The 17,746-nt window shown below is 71.9% G+C and carries 15 protein-coding genes and 3 tRNA genes; 8 read left to right on the forward strand and 10 right to left on the reverse strand.

Annotation, left to right across the window (positions count from 1 at the left end; all coding sequences use genetic code 11):
* Positions 1–15: 15 nt before the first annotated feature.
* The 9 genes from AMA02S_RS35395 to AMA02S_RS35435 form a co-directional block, all read right to left on the reverse strand.
* Complete coding sequence (locus tag AMA02S_RS35395; protein WP_067467909.1) at positions 16–2,748, reverse strand: glycoside hydrolase family 38 N-terminal domain-containing protein; 2,733 nt, start codon at positions 2,746–2,748, stop codon at positions 16–18.
* Positions 2,749–2,784: 36 nt separating this feature from the next.
* Positions 2,785–3,984: a CehA/McbA family metallohydrolase gene (locus AMA02S_RS35400; protein WP_067467913.1), complete on the reverse strand. Its 1,200-nt coding sequence runs from the start codon at positions 3,982–3,984 to the stop codon at positions 2,785–2,787.
* Positions 3,981–5,090, reverse strand: a complete 1,110-nt coding sequence (locus AMA02S_RS35405; protein ID WP_067467916.1) for an ABC transporter ATP-binding protein — start codon at positions 5,088–5,090, stop codon at positions 3,981–3,983. The genes AMA02S_RS35400 and AMA02S_RS35405 overlap by 4 nt, the downstream gene beginning before the upstream one ends.
* Positions 5,090–5,941, reverse strand: a complete 852-nt coding sequence (locus AMA02S_RS35410; protein ID WP_245667971.1) for a carbohydrate ABC transporter permease — start codon at positions 5,939–5,941, stop codon at positions 5,090–5,092. Before AMA02S_RS35410 ends, AMA02S_RS35405 begins: the two co-directional genes overlap by 1 nt.
* Positions 5,938–6,921, reverse strand: coding sequence for a carbohydrate ABC transporter permease (locus AMA02S_RS35415; protein ID WP_245667972.1), 984 nt, complete (start codon positions 6,919–6,921; stop codon positions 5,938–5,940). Before AMA02S_RS35415 ends, AMA02S_RS35410 begins: the two co-directional genes overlap by 4 nt.
* The gene (locus AMA02S_RS35420; protein WP_084265948.1) at positions 6,893–8,332 is read right to left on the reverse strand and encodes an extracellular solute-binding protein; all 1,440 of its coding nucleotides are present in this window, start codon (positions 8,330–8,332) and stop codon (positions 6,893–6,895) included. Before AMA02S_RS35420 ends, AMA02S_RS35415 begins: the two co-directional genes overlap by 29 nt.
* Before the next feature lie 100 nt (positions 8,333–8,432).
* Positions 8,433–9,245, reverse strand: a complete 813-nt coding sequence (locus tag AMA02S_RS35425) for an aminotransferase class IV (RefSeq protein ID WP_067467918.1) — start codon at positions 9,243–9,245, stop codon at positions 8,433–8,435.
* Positions 9,220–10,230, reverse strand: coding sequence for a chorismate-binding protein (locus AMA02S_RS35430; RefSeq protein WP_245667973.1), 1,011 nt, complete (start codon positions 10,228–10,230; stop codon positions 9,220–9,222). Before AMA02S_RS35430 ends, AMA02S_RS35425 begins: the two co-directional genes overlap by 26 nt.
* Positions 10,227–10,931 carry an ArsR/SmtB family transcription factor gene (locus AMA02S_RS35435; RefSeq protein ID WP_067467922.1) on the reverse strand — a complete coding sequence of 235 codons (705 nt, stop codon included), beginning with the start codon at positions 10,929–10,931 and terminating at the stop codon, positions 10,227–10,229. The genes AMA02S_RS35430 and AMA02S_RS35435 overlap by 4 nt, the downstream gene beginning before the upstream one ends.
* Positions 10,932–11,053: 122 nt before the next feature.
* On the opposite strand from AMA02S_RS35435, the gene AMA02S_RS35440 reads away from it, so the two are divergent.
* The 3 genes from AMA02S_RS35440 (at position 11,054) to AMA02S_RS35450 (ending at position 11,347) form a co-directional block, all read left to right on the forward strand.
* Positions 11,054–11,125 (forward strand) — tRNA-Gly (locus tag AMA02S_RS35440).
* A 42-nt stretch (positions 11,126–11,167) separates the two neighbouring features.
* Positions 11,168–11,238, forward strand: a tRNA-Cys gene (locus tag AMA02S_RS35445).
* Positions 11,239–11,272: 34 nt separating this feature from the next.
* A tRNA-Val gene (locus tag AMA02S_RS35450) sits at positions 11,273–11,347 on the forward strand.
* A 426-nt stretch (positions 11,348–11,773) separates the two neighbouring features.
* Here AMA02S_RS35450 and AMA02S_RS35455 read toward each other — a convergent pair.
* The gene (locus AMA02S_RS35455) at positions 11,774–12,031 is read right to left on the reverse strand and encodes a phosphopantetheine-binding protein (RefSeq protein WP_067467924.1); all 258 of its coding nucleotides are present in this window, start codon (positions 12,029–12,031) and stop codon (positions 11,774–11,776) included.
* Positions 12,032–12,516: 485 nt separating this feature from the next.
* On the opposite strand from AMA02S_RS35455, the gene AMA02S_RS35460 reads away from it, so the two are divergent.
* The 5 genes from AMA02S_RS35460 (at position 12,517) to AMA02S_RS35480 (ending at position 17,697) form a co-directional block, all read left to right on the forward strand.
* Positions 12,517–13,305 (forward strand): 2,3-dihydro-2,3-dihydroxybenzoate dehydrogenase, encoded by a 789-nt coding sequence (locus AMA02S_RS35460; protein WP_245667974.1) that lies wholly within the window; start codon positions 12,517–12,519, stop codon positions 13,303–13,305.
* A 68-nt stretch (positions 13,306–13,373) separates the two neighbouring features.
* On the forward strand, positions 13,374–14,570 hold the full coding sequence (locus tag AMA02S_RS35465; RefSeq protein WP_067467926.1) for an isochorismate synthase: 1,197 nt from the start codon (positions 13,374–13,376) through the stop codon (positions 14,568–14,570).
* A complete protein-coding gene (locus tag AMA02S_RS35470) occupies positions 14,567–16,189 on the forward strand; it encodes a (2,3-dihydroxybenzoyl)adenylate synthase (protein WP_067467929.1) in 1,623 nt (540 codons plus the stop codon). The genes AMA02S_RS35465 and AMA02S_RS35470 overlap by 4 nt, the downstream gene beginning before the upstream one ends.
* Positions 16,190–16,192: 3 nt before the next feature.
* Entirely contained in the window at positions 16,193–16,861 is a 669-nt protein-coding gene (locus AMA02S_RS35475; RefSeq protein WP_067467931.1) for an isochorismatase family protein, read from the forward strand.
* The gene (locus AMA02S_RS35480; RefSeq protein ID WP_067467933.1) at positions 16,858–17,697 is read left to right on the forward strand and encodes a siderophore-interacting protein; all 840 of its coding nucleotides are present in this window, start codon (positions 16,858–16,860) and stop codon (positions 17,695–17,697) included. The genes AMA02S_RS35475 and AMA02S_RS35480 overlap by 4 nt, the downstream gene beginning before the upstream one ends.
* Positions 17,698–17,746 lie beyond the last annotated feature (49 nt).

Raw genomic sequence — 17,746 nt, forward strand, 5'->3', positions numbered from 1 at the left:
GGAACGCGTTCCTGCTCAGAGCTTGAGCCGGACGGTGGCGATCTCCCAGGGGCGGAGGGCGAGCGTCAGCGTCCCGTCCCGGACGTCCAGCGGCGCGCCGGGGCGTCCGCGCAGGTCAGCACGGCCGGCCTCGGTGAACGGGCCGCGCAGGACGGCCGTGGCGGGCGCGGGCGTCTGGGCGACCATCCGGACCTCGATCCAGCCGCCGCGAGCCCGCAGCGAGGTCATGACCACCCCGGCACCGGTGATCGACACACCTTCGCGGGACGGGGGGACGGGCGCATCGGACGGCCCGTACCCGGGCGCCGCGAGCAGGTCGTGCCGGTACTCCTCGGCGGCGCGGAGGATCTCCTCGCCCGGCCGGTCGCCGTCGTAGGGCAGGACGGCGAGGCCGACCGTCCGCTCGCCCCGGCACTGGGCCCCCGGAGTCGGGAGCTGCGGGCCCGCGGGCTGGTCGCGGTGGGCGTTGCGGTCGCGGGACAGGTAGCCGACCGAACGCAGCAGGGTGAGGGCCAGCTCCCGCCCGCCTCCGGTGACCTCGTACTCGGTGACGTGCTCCAGCAGGACGGCGAGGCCGCCCGCCGCGACGAAGCCCGACGCCGGATAGGTCGGGACGGGCCGTTCCCCGAAACCGCCCTCCGCGGTCAGGCCCCGCTCGACGACCGCGAACTGGCCCTCGGCGAACGACGATCCGGCCAGCCGGGGCAGCGGCGCGTGCAGCCGGACGCGGTGGTCGTCGCACCGGTTGTCGAAGGTGACGCGCAGCCGCAGGAACGGCTCGCCCGCCCGCAGTTCGGCGCGCGTGACGACGGTGATGTCCTCCCCGGCGTCCGACCGGCCCTCGCCGGGGACCGGGCCCCGGACGTCGCCGGACGCGGGCCAGCGGTAGGTCCGGACGATGTCGAGCGCGGCGACCAGCGGTCCCGACCACACCGGCTGGACAGCGACGGTCAGCGGTGTCTCGACCAGGCGGTCGTCGGCGGGCGGTGCGTGGTTGTAGGAGTCGCCGAGGTCGCCGCCGTCCACGATCCGGCCGACCCCCTCGACGGCGTGGCCGGCCATGGTGCGCAGGCCGAGAGTGCCGTCGTCGCGCACTTCCACGCGCAGCAGGCCGTTGTCGAGGGCGGTCGCGCTCGCCTCCACGGGTGGGATGGCCGCGGCGGACGCGGCGGACGCGGCGGGAGCCACCGTGGTCAGCCCCAGCGCGGGAGCGTCGACGAGCGCGGCGACCGTGCGGCGCGGGTCGGCCACGATCCGGACTCGCCAGTCCCCGTCCGCGTCGCGGAGCGCCGCCCGCACGTCGCCGATGTCGAACGGGACGTCCGAGCGGGCCGTCACGTGGAACGTGAGGGTGCGGTCCTCGCGGGAGACCGTCCAGTCGCGGATCTCCTGCCCGAACAGGACGCGCCCGTAGACCCGCTCCAGCAGGACGGGCAGGTCGGACGCGGGATGCACGGCATCGTCCAGCACGGTCGGCGCGGCGTCGAGAGCCTGGACGGGCACGGGCCGCCCCTCCCCCGTCACCAGGCCCGGCACGCCGGCCGTGCCGGACGACGGGACGTCCAGCACGGCCAGGCCCCGGCGGGCGTGCGGAGCGGGATTGAAGATCAGGTGCGCGCCGAGCGGTGCCGCCGCGGCCCGCTCCGCCGTCACGAGGTCGCAGACGGCGCGCCCGAGTTGCTCCGCTTCGGCCATCCGCGCCGCGACCTGCTCGGCGGTCTCGTCGCTGCCGCAGCCGGTGACCGAGTCGTGGCAGCTCACCTCGATGAGGTGCCGCCACGCCAGGTCGAGGAACCGCTGCGCGTCGCCGGCGTACCAGAGCGCGGCGAGGGGCTCGGCGTACCGCTCGACGAGCCGCTCACCCCGTCCCATCAGCTGCTTCAGCCGCACCCTGGCGGAGATCACGCCGGGCAGGATGTTGGCGCGGGCATGCGAGCGCAGCTCGCCCCGGACCCGGGTCAGGCCGTCCACGGACGGGTCTTCGCCGGCGAAGTATCCGGCGAGGGTGTCCAGCCGCATGCCGGGACCGGCGCCGGCGATCCGGTCGGCGAGGTCGGCGGCGGGCGCGGTGTGGTCGGCGCCGTACATCGCCAGCAGCGGCCCGCCCTCCGGGTACCAGCGGCCCATCGACGCGGCGAACCCGGCGGCGCGGCCGGGCAGCAGCGCCGCGCCGTCCCCGAACTCCTCGAACATCGATGCCGCGTTCCCGTAGCCGCCCTCGGGGAGGTACTGGGTACGGACCGCCGTCCCGTCCGGCGCCTCCCAGGCGAAGGACCGGGACCGGACGCGGGACGGCACGCCGCGCCACACGCACGCGTGCTCCAGCCCCGCCTGCCGGAGGATCTGCGGGGTCTGCGCGCAATGCCCGAACTGGTCGGGCAGGTAGCCGACCATCATCGCCGCGCCCAGTTCCTCCGCGCGTCGCAGCCCGAGCTCCAGGTTGCGGACGATGTTCTCCCCCGAGCACAGGAACTCGTCGTGCAGGATCTGCCAGGGCCCCACGGCGAGCCGGCCGTCGCGGACGAGCTCGGCGATCTCCTCGCGCCGTTCCGGGCGGATCTCCAGGTAGTCGTCCACCGCCGCCATCTGGCCGTCCAAAGTGAACCGCCAGCGCGGGTCGGCCGCCATCCGGTCCACGACGCCATCGAGCAGCGACACCAGCCGGAGGCGGAACCGCTGGAACGGCAGGTACCACTCGCGGTCCCAGTGGGTGTGGGGAACCACGACGATCGGGCCGGGCTCGCTCATCGGCGCTCCTTCATCGGCGCTGCTGGTGTCGCTCCCTCATCCGCACAGCGCGATCACCTCGTTGGCGGCGGACTCCAGACGGTGCATGCCCGGGCCGTCCGCCGGTATCCGGACACGGTCACCGCGGACGGCCAGGCGCCGCCCGTCGGGCCGGACCAGCACGGTCCCGTCCGCGCCGACCGCGATCAGGTCGTCCTCCACGCGCAGCAGGACGGGTGCGCCCGGGTCGGCCGAGACGGACGTGCGGCCCGCCGCGAGTGCGCCGAGCACATCCCCTTCATCAGCGAGGACCCACGTGGTGGGCTCGCCGAGTGTCTTGTGCTGCGCGGGGTCGTGGAAGTCGCTGCCGCCGAGCGGGATGGCGCCGCCCGGCAGCCACAGGTCCGTCCAGGCCAGCGGGGCGCCCCACGTCCGATCCCACCAGGACGAGTGCCAGATCTCCACGAAGGGCGTCCGGTCCTTCTCCGGCAGGAACCGGCGCCAGGCGCAGTCGCCGCTCAGCGGATGGTTGATCGACAACAGCCCGCCGCGTTCGGCGGCGGCGGCGACCCAGTCGGTGCTCGGGCGGCGGAAGTCGATCCAGCCGGTGTCGCCGAAGACGTTCGCGTGGCCGAGGTCGGTGGTCACCTCTTGGCCGGGCAGCAGGACGATCCCCGCGTGCGCGGCGGCGGCGGGCAGCACCGGATGGTGGCTGACGGTGTTGTGGTCGGTCACCGCCAGGAAGTCCAGTCCGCGCGACACGGCGAGGCAGGCCAGCTCGTGGACGGTGAGCGTGCCGTCGCTGTGGACGGTGTGGGAGTGCAGGTCACCGGCCAGCCAGCGCATCCCGGCGGGCGCCGGCAGGTCGCGGCGCGGCGGGCGGGGCGGGCGCGGCGGCGGTGGCGGTGCGGCCGGCTCCGGGGCCGCGACGGCGGACGTGGTGACGGTCACCTCGTACGGGACGCCGCCGGGCGGTATCCGGTGCAGGCCGAGCCAGACATGCCAGATTCCCGGCTCCAGCTCGCCGGGCAGGTAGCCGGGGGTGGCCCAGTCCGCGGCCACCGTGAAGGAGCGGCGCGCCCCGCCCGACCAGCCGCGGAAGCCGGACGGCCCCTGGCATCCGAGGTCGATGACGCCGCCCTCGAACGACAGCTCGACCGCGAGGGACGCCGTGCCCGGCGGGACGTCGAAGGGCAGCTCGCGCAGCCCTTGTTCGAGGCGGTCCTCCAGGGTCCAGCGTCCGCTGTGCGAGGTCAATGAGGTCTCCCATTCTTGATCAACGGTGTGTCCCGCGCCGGCGTCACCAGTTCGCCGTCGCGGTAGAGCAGCAGGCGGCCGGGGCGGGGCAGCGCCCAGCCCGCGGCGCCCGGGGCGGCGTCGAAACCCTCCCCCACGACGACGCGCACGGGCTCGCCCTCCACATCCAGGGTCACCAGTGAGGAGCCGCCCAGGTGCTCCACGACGGACACGGTTCCGGCGAACGCCCCGTCCACCGGCTCCTCGTTGTAGTCCAGGTACTCGGGACGTATCCCGCACACGACCGGCTCCCCGTCGCTGACCAGCCCGCGCGCCTCGTCCGGGACGGGCGGCTCCGCCCCGGCGGCGGCGACGGACCCGTCTCGGACGATACCGGGGAGCAGGTTCATGGGCGTCGAGCCGATGAACGACGCCACGAAGAGGTTCGCGGGGCGCCGGAACACCTCGGCGGGCGTGCCGAGCTGCCGGACGCGGCCGGCGTCCATCACCGCGATGCGGTCGGCGAGCGCGAGCGCCTCCGCCTGGTCGTGCGTGACGAACACGGTGGTGACACCAAGGCGCTGCTGCAGCCGCTTGAGGAACGTGCGGGCCTCCAACCGCAGCCGTGCGTCGAGGTTGGACAGCGGCTCGTCCAGCAAGAACATGCGGGGGTCGGCGACCAGCGCGCGGGCCAGCGCGACCCGCTGCTGCTGGCCGCCCGACAGCTCCCCGGGCCGGCGCTCCTCCAGGCCCTCAAGCCCCAGCTGGCCGACGGCCTCGCGTGCGGACCTGTGCCGGTCCGCGCGGCTGCGCTTCTTGATGCGCAGCGGGTAGGCGATGTTGTCCAGGACGGTCATGTGCGGGAAGAGCGCGTAGTCCTGGAACACCATGCCGACGCCGCGGCGCCCCGGCGGGAGCCGCGTGACGTCGGCGCCGCCGAGACAGACCGTCCCGCCGCTCGCGGTCTCCAGGCCGGCGACCGTGCGCAGCAGCGTCGTCTTACCGCAGCCGGACGGGCCGAGGAGGGCGAAGAACTCGCCGTCGGCGACGTCCAGGTCAAGGCCGTCCAGGGCCCGCACGCCGCCGGGGTACACCTTGGTCAGCCCGCGAATGGTGATGGTCGCCATCAGCGCTTGATACCTCCGTGGAAGCGGAACCCGTACCGGCGGCTCACGAACAGGTACATGACCACGACGGGCAGGGAGTACAGCAGCGAGAACGTGGAGATCAGCGCCAGGTCCGGCTGCCCGCCCTCGGTGTAGAACGTGTACATGATCACCGACGCGGGTGCCTTGTCCGGGTTGCGCAGCAGCAGGAACGGCATCAGGAAGTCGCCCCACACCTGCGCGACCGTCCACACCGCGACGGTGGCGAGGCCGGGCCTGATCACCGGGACGACCACGTGCCGCAGGATCTGCAAGGGCGAGGCGCCGAACACCCGCGCGGCCTCCTCGTAGGAGGCGGGCGTGCTGTCGGTGAAGTCCTTCAGCAGGAAGATCGCCGCGGGGAGCAGCCCGCCGGTCAGCACCAGGATCACCCCGAGCCGCGAGTCGATCAGGTGCAGATTGAAGGCCAGCAGAAAGACCGGCACCATCGTGGCCGTCCCGGTGATGATGGACGACAGCAGCAGCAGGACGTACAGCAGCGCGTCGCGTCCCGGGACGCGGACCCGGCTCAGCGCGTACGCCGCGAGGGCCGCGCAGGTGACAACGAGCGCGGCCGTCCCGGCGGCGAGCAGGACGGAGTTGCGCAGCGACGCGAGCGCGTACGGGTTGTCCATCAGGACACGGAAGTTGTGCAGGGTGAACTCGGGCAGTGAGGCGGAGATGCCGGGGCTCGCGTCGAACGGTGCGAACGCCAGCCACAGCAGCGGCAGCGCGAAGAACCCGAGGACAGCCGAGAGGAAGGTGGCGAACCCGATCCCGCGCAGCACCTCCCGGACCCTGTCGTTCACGCCGTCGTTCACGCCGTGGGTCACGCCGTCCTCCTTCCGGCCCGCCCCCGGTCGCGCAGGGCCCGCAGGTAGACCAACGCGATGACGAGGTTGATCAGGATCATGACGAGCGAGATGGCGGCGCCGAACCCGAGGCGGCCGTCGCCGAGCGCCGTCCGGTAGACGTACACCGACATGATCTCCGAGCGCCCGTCCGGGCCGCCCGCCGTGATCAGGAACGGGGTGAAGTCGTTGAACGTCCACAGGCTGACCAGCAACAGGCTCGTCAGCACGTGCCCCCGGACGCGCGGGTAGACCGCGTCCCGGAGCGTCTGGAGGGTCGAGGCGCCGGCCAGCCGCGCGGTCTCCAGATGGGACGGCGGAACGTTCCCGATCGCCGCTCCGTACAACATCATCGAGAACGCGGTCCCGCGCCAGATGTTGAACACCACGATGCACCCCATCGGATGGTCGAGCAGCCACGCGGTGCCGGGCGTGCCCAGCAGCGCGTTGAGGGTGCCGCCGTCGCGGTCGAGCAGCGCGATCCACAGGAACGCGATCACCGACGACGGCAGGATCCAGGCGAGCAGGACCAGCCCCTCGACCAGCCTGCGCACCGGGCCCGACCGGTCGCGCATCACCCACGCGATGGCGAATCCCAGCAGGGTCTGGCCCAGCACCGCCGACCCGACGACGAACTGGAACGTCAGCCACAGCGAACGGTGGAACTCGCCGTCGCCGAGCACGTCGCCATAGTTGTCCGCGCCGACGAACGTCGGATCGCTCGCCGCGATGCCGGTGAGCCGGTAGTCGGTCGCGCCGAGATAGAGCGTCCAGAGCGCCGGGAACACCAGGAACACCGCGACGAGGACGAGCGCGGGCGCCACGAACGCCGCGGCGCGCCCGCGTCCGAGGCCCGCCGCGTCGTCACCGCCGGCCAACGCCCGGCGGCGACCGGAGACCCCGGAGCGGCCGCCGCCGGGCAGGGGGCCGAGCTCACTGCGCGGTGACGCTGGCGGGGCCACCGACGATCCCCTCCACCTTCTTGGTGTACGTGGAGGCCGCCTCCTCCACGCTCTTGCCCGACACCACCGCCGCCGTGGCCTCCTGCAAGGCAGTCGACACCTGCGGATACACCGTGAGACCCGGACGGTAGGACGTCACCGGAAGCACCTTCTCCGAGACGAACGTCAGGAACGGGTCGCCCGCGAGGATCTCCTGGTTCACGTCGGTCCGGGACGTGATCTCCGGGGTACCGGCCGTGCGCGCCTTGGTCATCGCGGCGGAGTTCATGAACGCCAGCAGCTCGAACGCCTGCTGCGGGTGCTTGGTGCTCGGGTTGAGGACGGTGACCGCCCCGCCGGACATGCTCACGAACGACTGCCCGCGCACGCCCCTGCCCGGCGAGACGGCGGGGATCAGCGCGTACCCGACGTCCTGGTCCCGGGTCCTCATCTTCGCGACGCCGCTCCGGGGGTTGATGACATCGCGCCAGAAGTAGTCGCCCTCTGCGAGGATGCCGATCTTTCCGGCCGCGAACTCCTCGAAGGACTTGTCGCGGCCCTTGGCCTCCTGCTGAAGCTTGGGGTCGCCGAGCGCTTCCGGCCCGTAGATCTGCGCATACAGGCCGAGGACCTGCTTGACGGCCTGCCCGCCGCCCGTCCACTTGCCGCCCGAGTAGATCTCCGCGCCGGCCCCGGCCAGCAAGGGCAGCGCCCCCTGCATGGTGGTCGCCTCGCCCATCGCGGTACCCGCGTTCAGTTGGACGGGCGTAACGCCGGGGACCTTCTTCAGCGCGCGCGCCGCGGTGAGGATGTCCTGCCAGCTCCGGGGCTGCCAGGCACTGGGGAGACCGGCCTGCGCGAACAGCTTCTTGTTGAAGAACAGGACGCGGCCGTCCGTCGCGGGCGGGACCCCGTACCGCTTGCCCTCGAACGAGGCCAGCCGCTGCACCGATCCGGGGATCTTCGTCCAGCCGTCCCACGCGTCCGCCGGGGAGCCCACGACGTCCGCCAGCGGCCTGAGATAGCCGGCCTGGGCGAACTCGCCCACCCAGATACCGTCGATGTCCATGATGTCGGCTCCCGACCGCGACTTCAGGTCGAGAGCGAGCTTGGTCTTGTACGCCTCATCGTCCACGCCCTGCCCGCGGAACGTCACCTTCGCGGCGACCCCCTTGGCCTTCTGTGCCGCGACGAAGCCCGGGATCACCGTCCTGGCGATCCATTCGGCCTCTTCGGTGTTCTTGCCGCCCTCGATGGCGTTGCGGGTGATCGTCAGGCTGTAGCTCTTGTCGTCCTTGCCGCGGCTCGGATCGGTCGAGGACCCGCCCCCGCATCCGGCGAGCGCCGCGCCCGCCATCGCGAGCGCGGCCACCGCGCCGATCCGCCTTCCGGAGAAGCCCCTACTGGTTAAGAACCCGGTGAAGAGAACCATGGGTGACCTCCTACAAGCGTCACCACACAACGTGACCGATGAATCAGATCACGTAAAGCCCCTGGAGATCATTATTCGTCGGTGTGTCCTCCAGGATTCGTCAGGGATCCATCAGGTCGGCCGCACGCGCGGCGAATGCCTCCATGGCCTTGGCGGTGACCGGACCCGGCGCGGCCGGCAGCACCGTCCCGTCCACCGCCCGGATCGGCTGGACGTCCCGCGTCGTGGACGTCAGGAACGCCTCGTCCACCCGGGCGAACTCCTCCAGCGGGACGTCTTCCTCCTCGCCGCCGCACCACTCCAGCACCAGCTCGCGGGTCACCCCGGCCAAGCAGCCCGCCGACAGCGGCGGCGTCACCAGCCGCCCACCCCGCACCACGAAGACGTTGCTGCCCGTCCCCTCGCACAGATTGTCGGCGATGTTGCCGAGGATCGCCTCGCCACCACCGCGCTCGCGTGCGTAGGCGAGCGCCAGCGCGTTCTCGGCGTAGGAGGTGGTCTTGAGGCCGGCCAACGCGCCGCGCTCGTTGCGCGGCCACGGCGTCACCGTCACGTCCGCGGTCGCGGGGAGCGGGCTCTGTTCCGCCGCGATGATCGACACGGTCGGGCCCGCGTCGCCCCGGTCCGAGCCGAGCGGGCCCGGCCCGCTGGTGTAGGTGATGCGGATCCGCGCCAGCGGCCACTTCGGCGCCGCCGCCAGCACCTCCAGGGTGCCCTGGGCCAGCCCGTCGTGGTCGGGCTCGGGCAGCCCGAGACCCGCCGCCGACCGGGCCAGCCGCCGCAGGTGCCGGGTGAGGGCGAACGGTTCCCCGTGCGCGGCCTTCACCGTCTCGAAAACCCCGTCCCCGACGAGCATGCCGTGGTCGAACACCGACACCACGGCCCGCTCAGGATCGAGCAGCTCCCCGTTCATCCAGATCCTGGGCTGCGTCACCCGAGGCCACCTCCAAAAGCCGAGCCGCCTTCAACTCGGTCTCACGCCACTCATGGAGCGGATCGGACCCCCACGTGATGCCGGCGCCGGTCCCGAACCGGAGCAGGCCGTCCTCCGCCCAGAAACTCCGGATGCCCACCGCGAGCGCGCCGCGCCGGGAGTCCGCGTCCACCCAGCCGACCGCCCCACAGTACGGCCCACGCGGAACGGGTTCGAGTTCATCCAGCAACGTCAGCGCGCTGGACTTCGGCGCGCCGGTGACAGAACCAGGAGGAAAGGTCGCGGCCACCAACTCGGGCCACCCCGCCGAGGTCCGCGCCCGCACGGTCGACACCAGGTGTACGAGGCCGGGATGCTCCTCCACCTCGCACAGCCCCGGCACCGTCACCGACCCGGTCTCCGCGACCCGCCCCAGATCGTTCCGGACGAGATCGACGATCATCACATTCTCGGCCTCGTCCTTGGGCAGCAGGTCCGCGGCCGTCCGCCCGGTCCCCTTGATCGGACGGGACTCCACGACCTCGCCGTCGCGCCGCAGGTACAGTTCGGGCGACGCGCAGGCGACCTCCAGCCCTGGGAGCCCCAGCGTCATCGCATGCGGCGCCGGATTCCCCCGCGCCAGCCGCGCGCCGAGCCCGGCGATCTCGGCGTTCTTCGCCAGCGGCGCGGACAGCACCCGGCACAGGTTCGCCTGGTAGACCACACCGTCCGCGATCGAGGCCCTGATCCGCTCGACACCCGCCACGTACTGGGCCTCGTCCAGTGAACTCGTCCACTCCCCTGGCGCGTGCCAAGCACCGGCCGGATGGCGGGCCGGGCGGACCGAATCGAACCGCGCACACGTGACCTTGCCCTCGTAGGTGACCACGACTGCCCACCAGCCTCGCGAATCCAACGCGGCCAGATCGCTGGTCACGTCCGCGAGCCCGGTGGCCAGACACCCCCCGGCATACGCGAAACTCACGGCAGGACACACCCGAACGAGTCCGCGAGCCCCTTCAGACCCGCCTCCGTGACGGTCAGCGCCCGCCGGGTCGTCCCCCGCTCGAACCAGCCCAGCTCGATCATCCGGTCGGTCAGCGCCGCACCCAACGCCCCGTTCAGATGGGGGCGCCGCTCCGTCCAGTCGAGACAGTGCCAGGCGAACCGCCGGCGCGTCTTCCGCAGCGCCGCGACGTCCAGCCCCAGCGCCCCAAGCCGCTCCTCACCCTTCCCGGTGACCTCGTACGTCTCGCCTCCGTCGGGCTCGATGAGCCCCCCGTCGACCAGCGCCGCGAAAAGGCTGACCCCGGCCTCACCCGCCAGATGGTCATAACACGTCCGCGCCATGTGCAGCCGCCTCGCGTCCCGCGACTGGCGCAGGCTGCGCACCCGTACCGGCGGGCTGATCTGCGACAGCGCCTCGATCACCTGCGCCACGTCGGCGCCCTTGAGCCGGTAGTACCGCCACCGTCCCTGCCGCACCACCGTGACGAGCCCGCCGTCCAGCAACCGCGCCAGGTGCGCACTCGCCGTCGGCGCGCTGACACCCGCCGTCCGCGCCAGTTCCCCGGCCGCCAGCGGGCGCCCGTCCAGCAGCGCGGTCAGCATCGCCGCCCGCGCCCGATCGGCCAGCAGCGCCGCCACCGGCGCGAAGTCGGAGGTGAGGACATGTTCGGAGTCCATGACCTGAGCCTATGCGGCCCATCCTTCGACGGACGTCGAAGCGACCCGCCACGAAACCCGGTTTGGGGAACGCGGCCGGACGCGCTAATCTTTCCCCGTCGCCGCAACACAGGGCGGTGCACGCGGAAGTGGCTCAGGGGTAGAGCATCACCTTGCCAAGGTGAGGGTCGCGGGTTCAAATCCCGTCTTCCGCTCTGAGGGGCCTTTCGAGCTACGACCCAGAAGGTCTCGATTCTGGTGGAGTGGCCGAGAGGCGAGGCAACGGCCTGCAAAGCCGTGTACACGGGTTCAAATCCCGTCTCCACCTCAACGCCGGTTCTCCCTCGGGAGGCGACGGCTCAGGGCGATTAGCTCAGTGGGAGAGCGCTACCTTGACACGGTAGAGGCCACTGGTTCAATCCCAGTATCGCCCACCACGTGTGAGCCGGCTATGAGAGCCGGACTGACGCCGAGGACGCTCTCGACCACATCAAGGACCCATTCGACGTCGTCGATCCCCGATGACCAAGCAGGCATTCCTGACCTGGTAGCGCTGCTTTTCGAGCTCGGCTAGAGGCGGGAGCCGCTGCCGGAGGTCGACGAGATCCGTTGCCGGCACACCAGTGGCCAGAAGCTCAGCAAGGCCATGACGCTGGCCGAATGGCCCGATCACTGGCTTGAGGGCCGAGTCGACCTGCGCAGATCCACCCGAATGCTTCCATGTCGCCGGTGTTGGCATGCGTCACCTGCCATGCCTGCCAGAAGCACGGCTGCGGTTGGCACCCCAGCGACAGCTCCCGCCACGCTCGACCATGAACCCGGCGTCGGCGATTTCGCGCCCTACCACGCCGTGGTCTGGGCGCTCAGTCCGCCGCCGTCTTTCGCCCGATCATCTCGATCCAGCTGGCCAGCGTCGGCGCTTCGGCGAGCTCCAGGGGCGTGATCTCGGCGCCCTCCGCACGCCACCGCTCCACCAGGCTCATGATGCGGATCGAGTCAAGGCCGTGGTCCAGCAGGTTGGCCGAGGAATCGATGTTCTCGGGTGCTTCGCCGAGCAGTCTCGCGACGTCTGCGCGCAGCCGATCCGCGTCCAATGCAGATCCTGCCTTCTCCTGGGCCATGCGGCCTCCCAATCAGTCTGATGTGGACAATGCGGCGGCCGGTGCTTCAGGGCAACGGATTTCCGCCATCTATGCCGATGTGGGTGACGAGCCGCGCGCCACGAGGCGATGTTAGGTTAGCCTAACCTTTCCATCAAGGGGAAGAGTGGTCACCGCCCTTGCCGTTCGGCCGTCTCTGGCGATCCGCACGATCTCGGTGGCGAAGGCGTCTTCGGCGGTGAACGCGTCGCCGCCGAGGTCGGCCCCTGGCGGCGCAGGTTCGCCTGCACGGTGCCAACACCTCACTTGATCTGGGCGCCGGCTCCCCGAACTGGCCGGGCTCTGGTGGTTCCCGACCCGGGAGCCACTGCGCCCGCCACCGCGGCCGCCCTCGCATCAGGGCGGAGCGTGGCGGGCTTTGGGGCGCATCGCCCGAATAGGTCTATACGTCCGCTTGAGGGATCGCTATGTTAGGCAAGGCTTACCTAACTACAAGGAGGATCGGAGTGGCGCTGCCGGAGAGCTGGCCAGGCGTGGCCGGGAAGAACGCGCTGGTCACAGGTGCAGGCCGTGGCATCGGTGCGGCCGTGGCACGTGCGTTCGCCGACGCGGGTGCCACCGTGGCCGCCGTCGACGTCGACGCCGAGGGCTTGACCAAGCTGGCCGCCCAGTGCGCCGATCGGGTGATACCGTTCCCCGCCGATGTCACGGATGTGGCGGCGGTCGACGCGACGATCGCAGCGGCCGAGGATCGACTGGGCCCGCTGGACATCGGTGTGTCGGTCGCCGGGATCCTGCGCCCGGCAACGGTCTGCGAGACCTCTGACGAGGACTGGGCGGCGACCTTCGCGGTGAACGTCACCGGCGTGTTCACGGTGCTGCGGGAACTGGCCCGGCGGATGACCGGGCGAGGGCGCGGCACGCTGGTCACCGTCGGCTCCAACGCGGCGGGCGTCCCCCGTACCGGGATGGCCGCCTACGCCGCATCCAAGGCGGCGGCGACCATGTTGACCCGGTGCCTCGGGCTCGAAGTGGCGGGCGCGGGCGTGCGCTGCAACACGGTTTCCCCCGGATCCACCGACACCGCCATGCTGCGCCTGCTGGGAACGGACGAGAACGCGGAGAGCCGGGTGCTGTACGGCGACCCGGACAGCTTCCGGGTGGGTATTCCGCTCGGTCGGGTCGCCGAACCGGCGGACATCGCGGACGCGGTGCTGTTCCTGGTCTCCGACCACGCCCGGCACATCACGATGCAAAACATCTACGTCGACGGGGGCGCCACCCTGCGGGCGTGACCGGACCCCCACCCATCCCAATTTAGGTTAGGCTAACCTAACCTAATCAATGGAAAGGAACCTTTCCTGTGTCGGTATCCGCGCAGGCGCGCCCCCGCCCCGTCTACCGCGCCGCCGACCTGCTGGCCGCGTATCTGCCCGGCTCGTACTACTTCTCCTCGACTCGTGGCACTCTGCTCGCCGACGGGGTGGACGCCGTGGTCGGCGGCTCCCCTGGGAATCGGGCGAGCGCGGCCGCGGCGGCGCTGGCCGAGGTGGCGACGGTCGGCGGTGCGGCGGGTCAGGTGGTGATCGGCGCACTCGGGTTCCGCCCGGAGGCGCCGGCCACACTGGTCGTCCCGTCAGTGGTGCGGCGCGCGGGCGCGCCCGTCGACGCTCCTTTGCCCGACGCGCCCGCGCGACGCTGGTCCATCAGCCCCCGGCCGGAGCCCAGCTGCTACACCGACGCCGTGCGCCGTGCGCTGGCGTTAATAGACGGCGGCGAGCTGAGCAAAGTGGTGCTGGCCCGCGGCCTCGAACTGACCGCGGACGGGCCGGTCTCGGTGCCCGCACTGCTGACCCGCCTGGTACGCGCGGACCCTTCCGCGCACGCGTTCGCCATGGACGTCAGCGCACCCGGCGACCCCGCGCCGCGCACCCTGGTCGGCGCGAGCCCCGAACTGCTGGTGTCCCGGCGCGGCGACCAGGTCGTGGCCAACCCGCTCGCCGGGTCGCTGCCCCGGTGCGCCGACGCCGCGGAGAACCGGCGGCGCATCGCCGCCTTGCTGGCGTCCGAAAAGGAAAGATCGGAACACGCGCACACGACAGCCGGGGTCGCTGACGTGCTCGGCCGGTTCTGCGTGGACCTGGACGTGCCCGCCCAGCCGTCGGTCATCGGGACACCGACCATGTGGCATCTGTCCACGAAGATCACCGGTACGCTCGCGACCCCTGCCGCTCCCGCCTCTTCCGCGCTGGGCCTGGCCGAGGCGCTGCATCCGACGCCCGCGGTCTGCGGGGTGCCGCCGGCCGCGGCGCGGGACGCCATCGCGGCGCTGGAACCGGCGGACCGCGGCTACTACGCGGGACTGGTCGGCTGGACCGACATCTCCGGGGACGGGGAGTGGGTCGTCACCATCCGCAGCGCCGAAGTGTCCGAGCGGATCGTGCGGCTGCACGCGGGCGCGGGCATCGTCTCCGGCTCCGACCCGGACAAGGAACTCGACGAGACGACAGCGAAGTTCCAGACCCTGCTGCGGGCGCTCGGACAGGGGGCGCAGGCGTGAGCGCGAACGTCGTCACGTGGCCGCCGGAGACCGCCGCCCGCTACCGGGCGGCCGGCTACTGGCGCGGCCAGACCTTCGGAGCGCTGCTCACCGCGCTGGCGGCAGCCCATGCCGAGCGGACCGCGGTGGTCGGCGGCGAAACCCGGTGGACCTACGCCGAACTGGATGAACGCGCACACCGCATCGCCGCAGGCCTCGCCGAGTCCGGGGTTCGGGCGGAGGATCGCGTCGTAGTGCAACTGCCGAATGTGCCGGAATTCCTGCCCGTGGTGTTCGGGCTGTGGCGGCTGGGCGCGTGGCCGGTGTTCGCGTTGCCCGCGCACCGCGACAGCGAACTGCGGCACATCGCCGAACAGGCGGAAGCGGTCGCGGTGATCACGGTCGGCGAGCACGAGCGGCACGACCACGCGGCCACCGCGCGCACGGTGGCCGGAGCGGTGCCGTCGCTGCAGGCGGTTCACGTGGTCGGCTCGGCGGAGTTCAGCGACCTGTCCGCCGCGCAGCCCCGCGAGTTGCCCGACCCGGACCCGGCCGAAGTGGCGTTCCTGCAACTGTCCGGGGGCACCACCGGTCTGCCGAAGCTGATCCCGCGCACTCACGACGACTACCTCTACAGCGTGCGGGAGAGCATGCGCATCTGCGCGCTGGCCCCGGACAGCGTGTACCTCGCCGCGTTACCAGTCGCGCACAACTACCCGCTCAGCTCGCCGGGGGTGCTCGGGGCGCTGCACGCCGGCGCCAAGATCGTGCTGGCACCGCACCCGGACGCCGACACCGTGTTCGCGCTGATCGAGGCGGAACGGGTGACGATCACCGGCGTGGTGCCGCCGCTGGCCGCGGCCTGGGTGCAGGCGGCGGGACGCACCGGCCACGACCTGTCCTCCCTGGACGTTCTGCTGGTCGGCGGTGCCAAGTGCGGGAGGGAACTGGCCGAACGGATCGGGCCCGCGCTGGGCTGCCGGTTGCAGCAGGTATTCGGCATGGCCGAGGGGCTGGTCTGCTACACCCGCCTGGACGACCCGGACGAGCTCGTGCTGGGCACCCAGGGCCGGCCGATATCGCCGGACGACGAGATCCGCGTGGTCGACCCGGACAACCCGCTGGCCGCGTCCACCGACGTGGTGCCCGAAGGTGCGGTCGGCGCGCTGCTCACCAGGGGCCCCTACACCATCCGCGGCTACTACCGCGCGGTCGAGCACAACAAGGTCGCGTTCACCCCGGATGGCTTCTACCGCACTGGGGACCTGGTGCGGCGCACCGCGACCGGGCACCTGGAGGTGGTCGGCCGGGCCAAGGAGCAGATCAACCGGGGCGGTGAGAAGGTCGCCGCCGAAGAGGTGGAGAACCACCTGATGGCGCATCCGGACGTGCTCGACGCGGCCGTCGTCGCGGTCCCTGACGCCTACCTCGGTGAGCGCACCTGCGCCTACGTGGTGCCCGCGGACGGTGCGGCGCCGACCGGGGTTCAACTGCGCAAGTTCGTGCGCGAGCGCGGGGTGGCCGCGTTCAAGGTGCCCGACCTGGTGCGCGTGGTGGACGCGTTCCCGGTCACCGGGGTCGGCAAGACCAGCAAGCGGGATCTGCGGGCGGCGCTGACCGCCCACGAAAGGGAAAGGTGAGCGATGTCCTTGCCGAAGATCGCACCGTATCCGCTACCGGTGGCGGCCGAACTGCCCGACGGCCGGGTGCACTGGCCACTTGAGCCGGCGCGGGCGGCTTTGCTGGTCCACGATGCCCAGCGCTACTTCCTTGCTCCCTACGCCGGGTCGCCGATCCCCGAGCTGACGACCAATACCGCACGCCTGCTGGCCGCGGCGCGCACGGCCGGGGTGCCGGTGTTCTACACCGCGCAGCCGGGCCGCCAACCCGCCGCCGACCGCGGGCTGCTCACCGAGTTCTGGGGACCGGGCATCGGCGCCGTCATCGACGACGACCCGCGCGCCGCCGACATCGTGACCGAGCTCGTACCGGAACCCGTGGACACGGTGCTGGTGAAGTGGCGCTACAGCGCGTTCCAGCGCAGCACGTTCCACGAAGCGCTCACCGCGCGGGGGCGCGATCAGCTGCTGATCACCGGCGTGTACGCGCACATCGGCTGCCAGGCCACGGCCGTCGAGGCGTTCATGCGCGACATACGCCCCTTCTTCGTCGCCGACGCGGTCGCCGACTTCTCCCGCGCCTGGCACGACAGGGCCTGCGAGTACGTGGCGCAGCGTTGCGGCGTGGTCACCACCACCGCCGACGCGCTCTCCGCGCTGTCCGTGCCCGCCCGGACGGGGGTGAACCAGTGACCGGGCATCTGGCCAGAATCGCCGAGGTGCGGGCGGGCACCGTGCCCGCGAAGGTCCGCTACCCGATCCGCGTCTGCGCGGCCGAGGTGCTTCGCACCGGCATGATCGGTGCGGGCCTGGTGCGGGTCACGCTGGGCGGGCCGGGCGTCGACGGGTTCGAGTCGCACGCGCCGGACGAGCACATCAAGCTGATCTTCCCTGAGGACGACGGCAGCCTGCGGCTGCCCGAGCCCGACGGCGACCTGCTGCGCTGGCCGCGGCCGGCGCCGACGTCACGCGAGTACACGGTGCGCCGCTACGACCCGGTCAACCGGGAACTCGACATCGACATCGCACTGCACGGCGCCGGAGGCACCGAAGGGCTCGGCGCCGCGTGGGCGCGGTCGGTGCGCCCGGGTGAGATCGTCCACGTCGCGGGCCCGCCCGGCGGCCTGATCGTGCCGCCCTACGACCGCTACCTGCTCGGCGGCGACATCACCGCGCTGCCCGCGATCGCGCGGCGGGTGGAGGAACTGCCCCGTACGGCCCGCGGCTGGGCGTTCATCGAGGTCGCCGACGCCCGGGAGGAGATCGAGCTGGACCCGCCGGAAGGGGTCGAGGTGTGCTGGCTGCATCGCGGCGCCGCCGCGCCCGGCACCATCGGCCTGCTCGCTGACGCGGTGCGGCAGGTCGAGGTCCCGCCGGGCGAACGGGTGTACGTGTGGCTCGCCGGTGAAGCCGGGGTGCTCAAGCCGCTGCGTCGCTGGGTCCGCGACGACCTAAAGCTGCCCAGGGCCGACTACGACATCACCGGCTACTGGAAGCGCGGCGTCGCCGATTTCGACGAGGACCCATGAGCACGAAACCCACCACTGACCCCAGCAACCCCCACGACCAAGGAAGAAC

Source organism: Actinomadura macra NBRC 14102 (genome assembly GCF_001552215.1).
Classification (GTDB): Bacteria; Actinomycetota; Actinomycetes; order Streptosporangiales; family Streptosporangiaceae; genus Spirillospora; species Spirillospora macra.

Excerpts from the sequence above, each read along its gene's own strand:
- AMA02S_RS35425 (WP_067467918.1), bottom strand. The coding sequence starts at position 9,245 with ATGAACGGGGAGCTGCTCGATCCTGAGCGGGCCGTGGTGTCGGTGTTC.
- AMA02S_RS35405 (WP_067467916.1), bottom strand. The coding sequence starts at position 5,090 with ATGGCGACCATCACCATTCGCGGGCTGACCAAGGTGTACCCCGGCGGC.
- AMA02S_RS35475 (WP_067467931.1), top strand. The coding sequence starts at position 16,193 with ATGTCCTTGCCGAAGATCGCACCGTATCCGCTACCGGTGGCGGCCGAA.
- AMA02S_RS35420 (WP_084265948.1), bottom strand. The coding sequence starts at position 8,332 with ATGGTTCTCTTCACCGGGTTCTTAACCAGTAGGGGCTTCTCCGGAAGG.
- AMA02S_RS35435 (WP_067467922.1), bottom strand. The coding sequence starts at position 10,931 with ATGGACTCCGAACATGTCCTCACCTCCGACTTCGCGCCGGTGGCGGCG.
- AMA02S_RS35455 (WP_067467924.1), bottom strand. The coding sequence starts at position 12,031 with ATGGCCCAGGAGAAGGCAGGATCTGCATTGGACGCGGATCGGCTGCGC.
- AMA02S_RS35395 (WP_067467909.1), bottom strand. The coding sequence starts at position 2,748 with ATGAGCGAGCCCGGCCCGATCGTCGTGGTTCCCCACACCCACTGGGAC.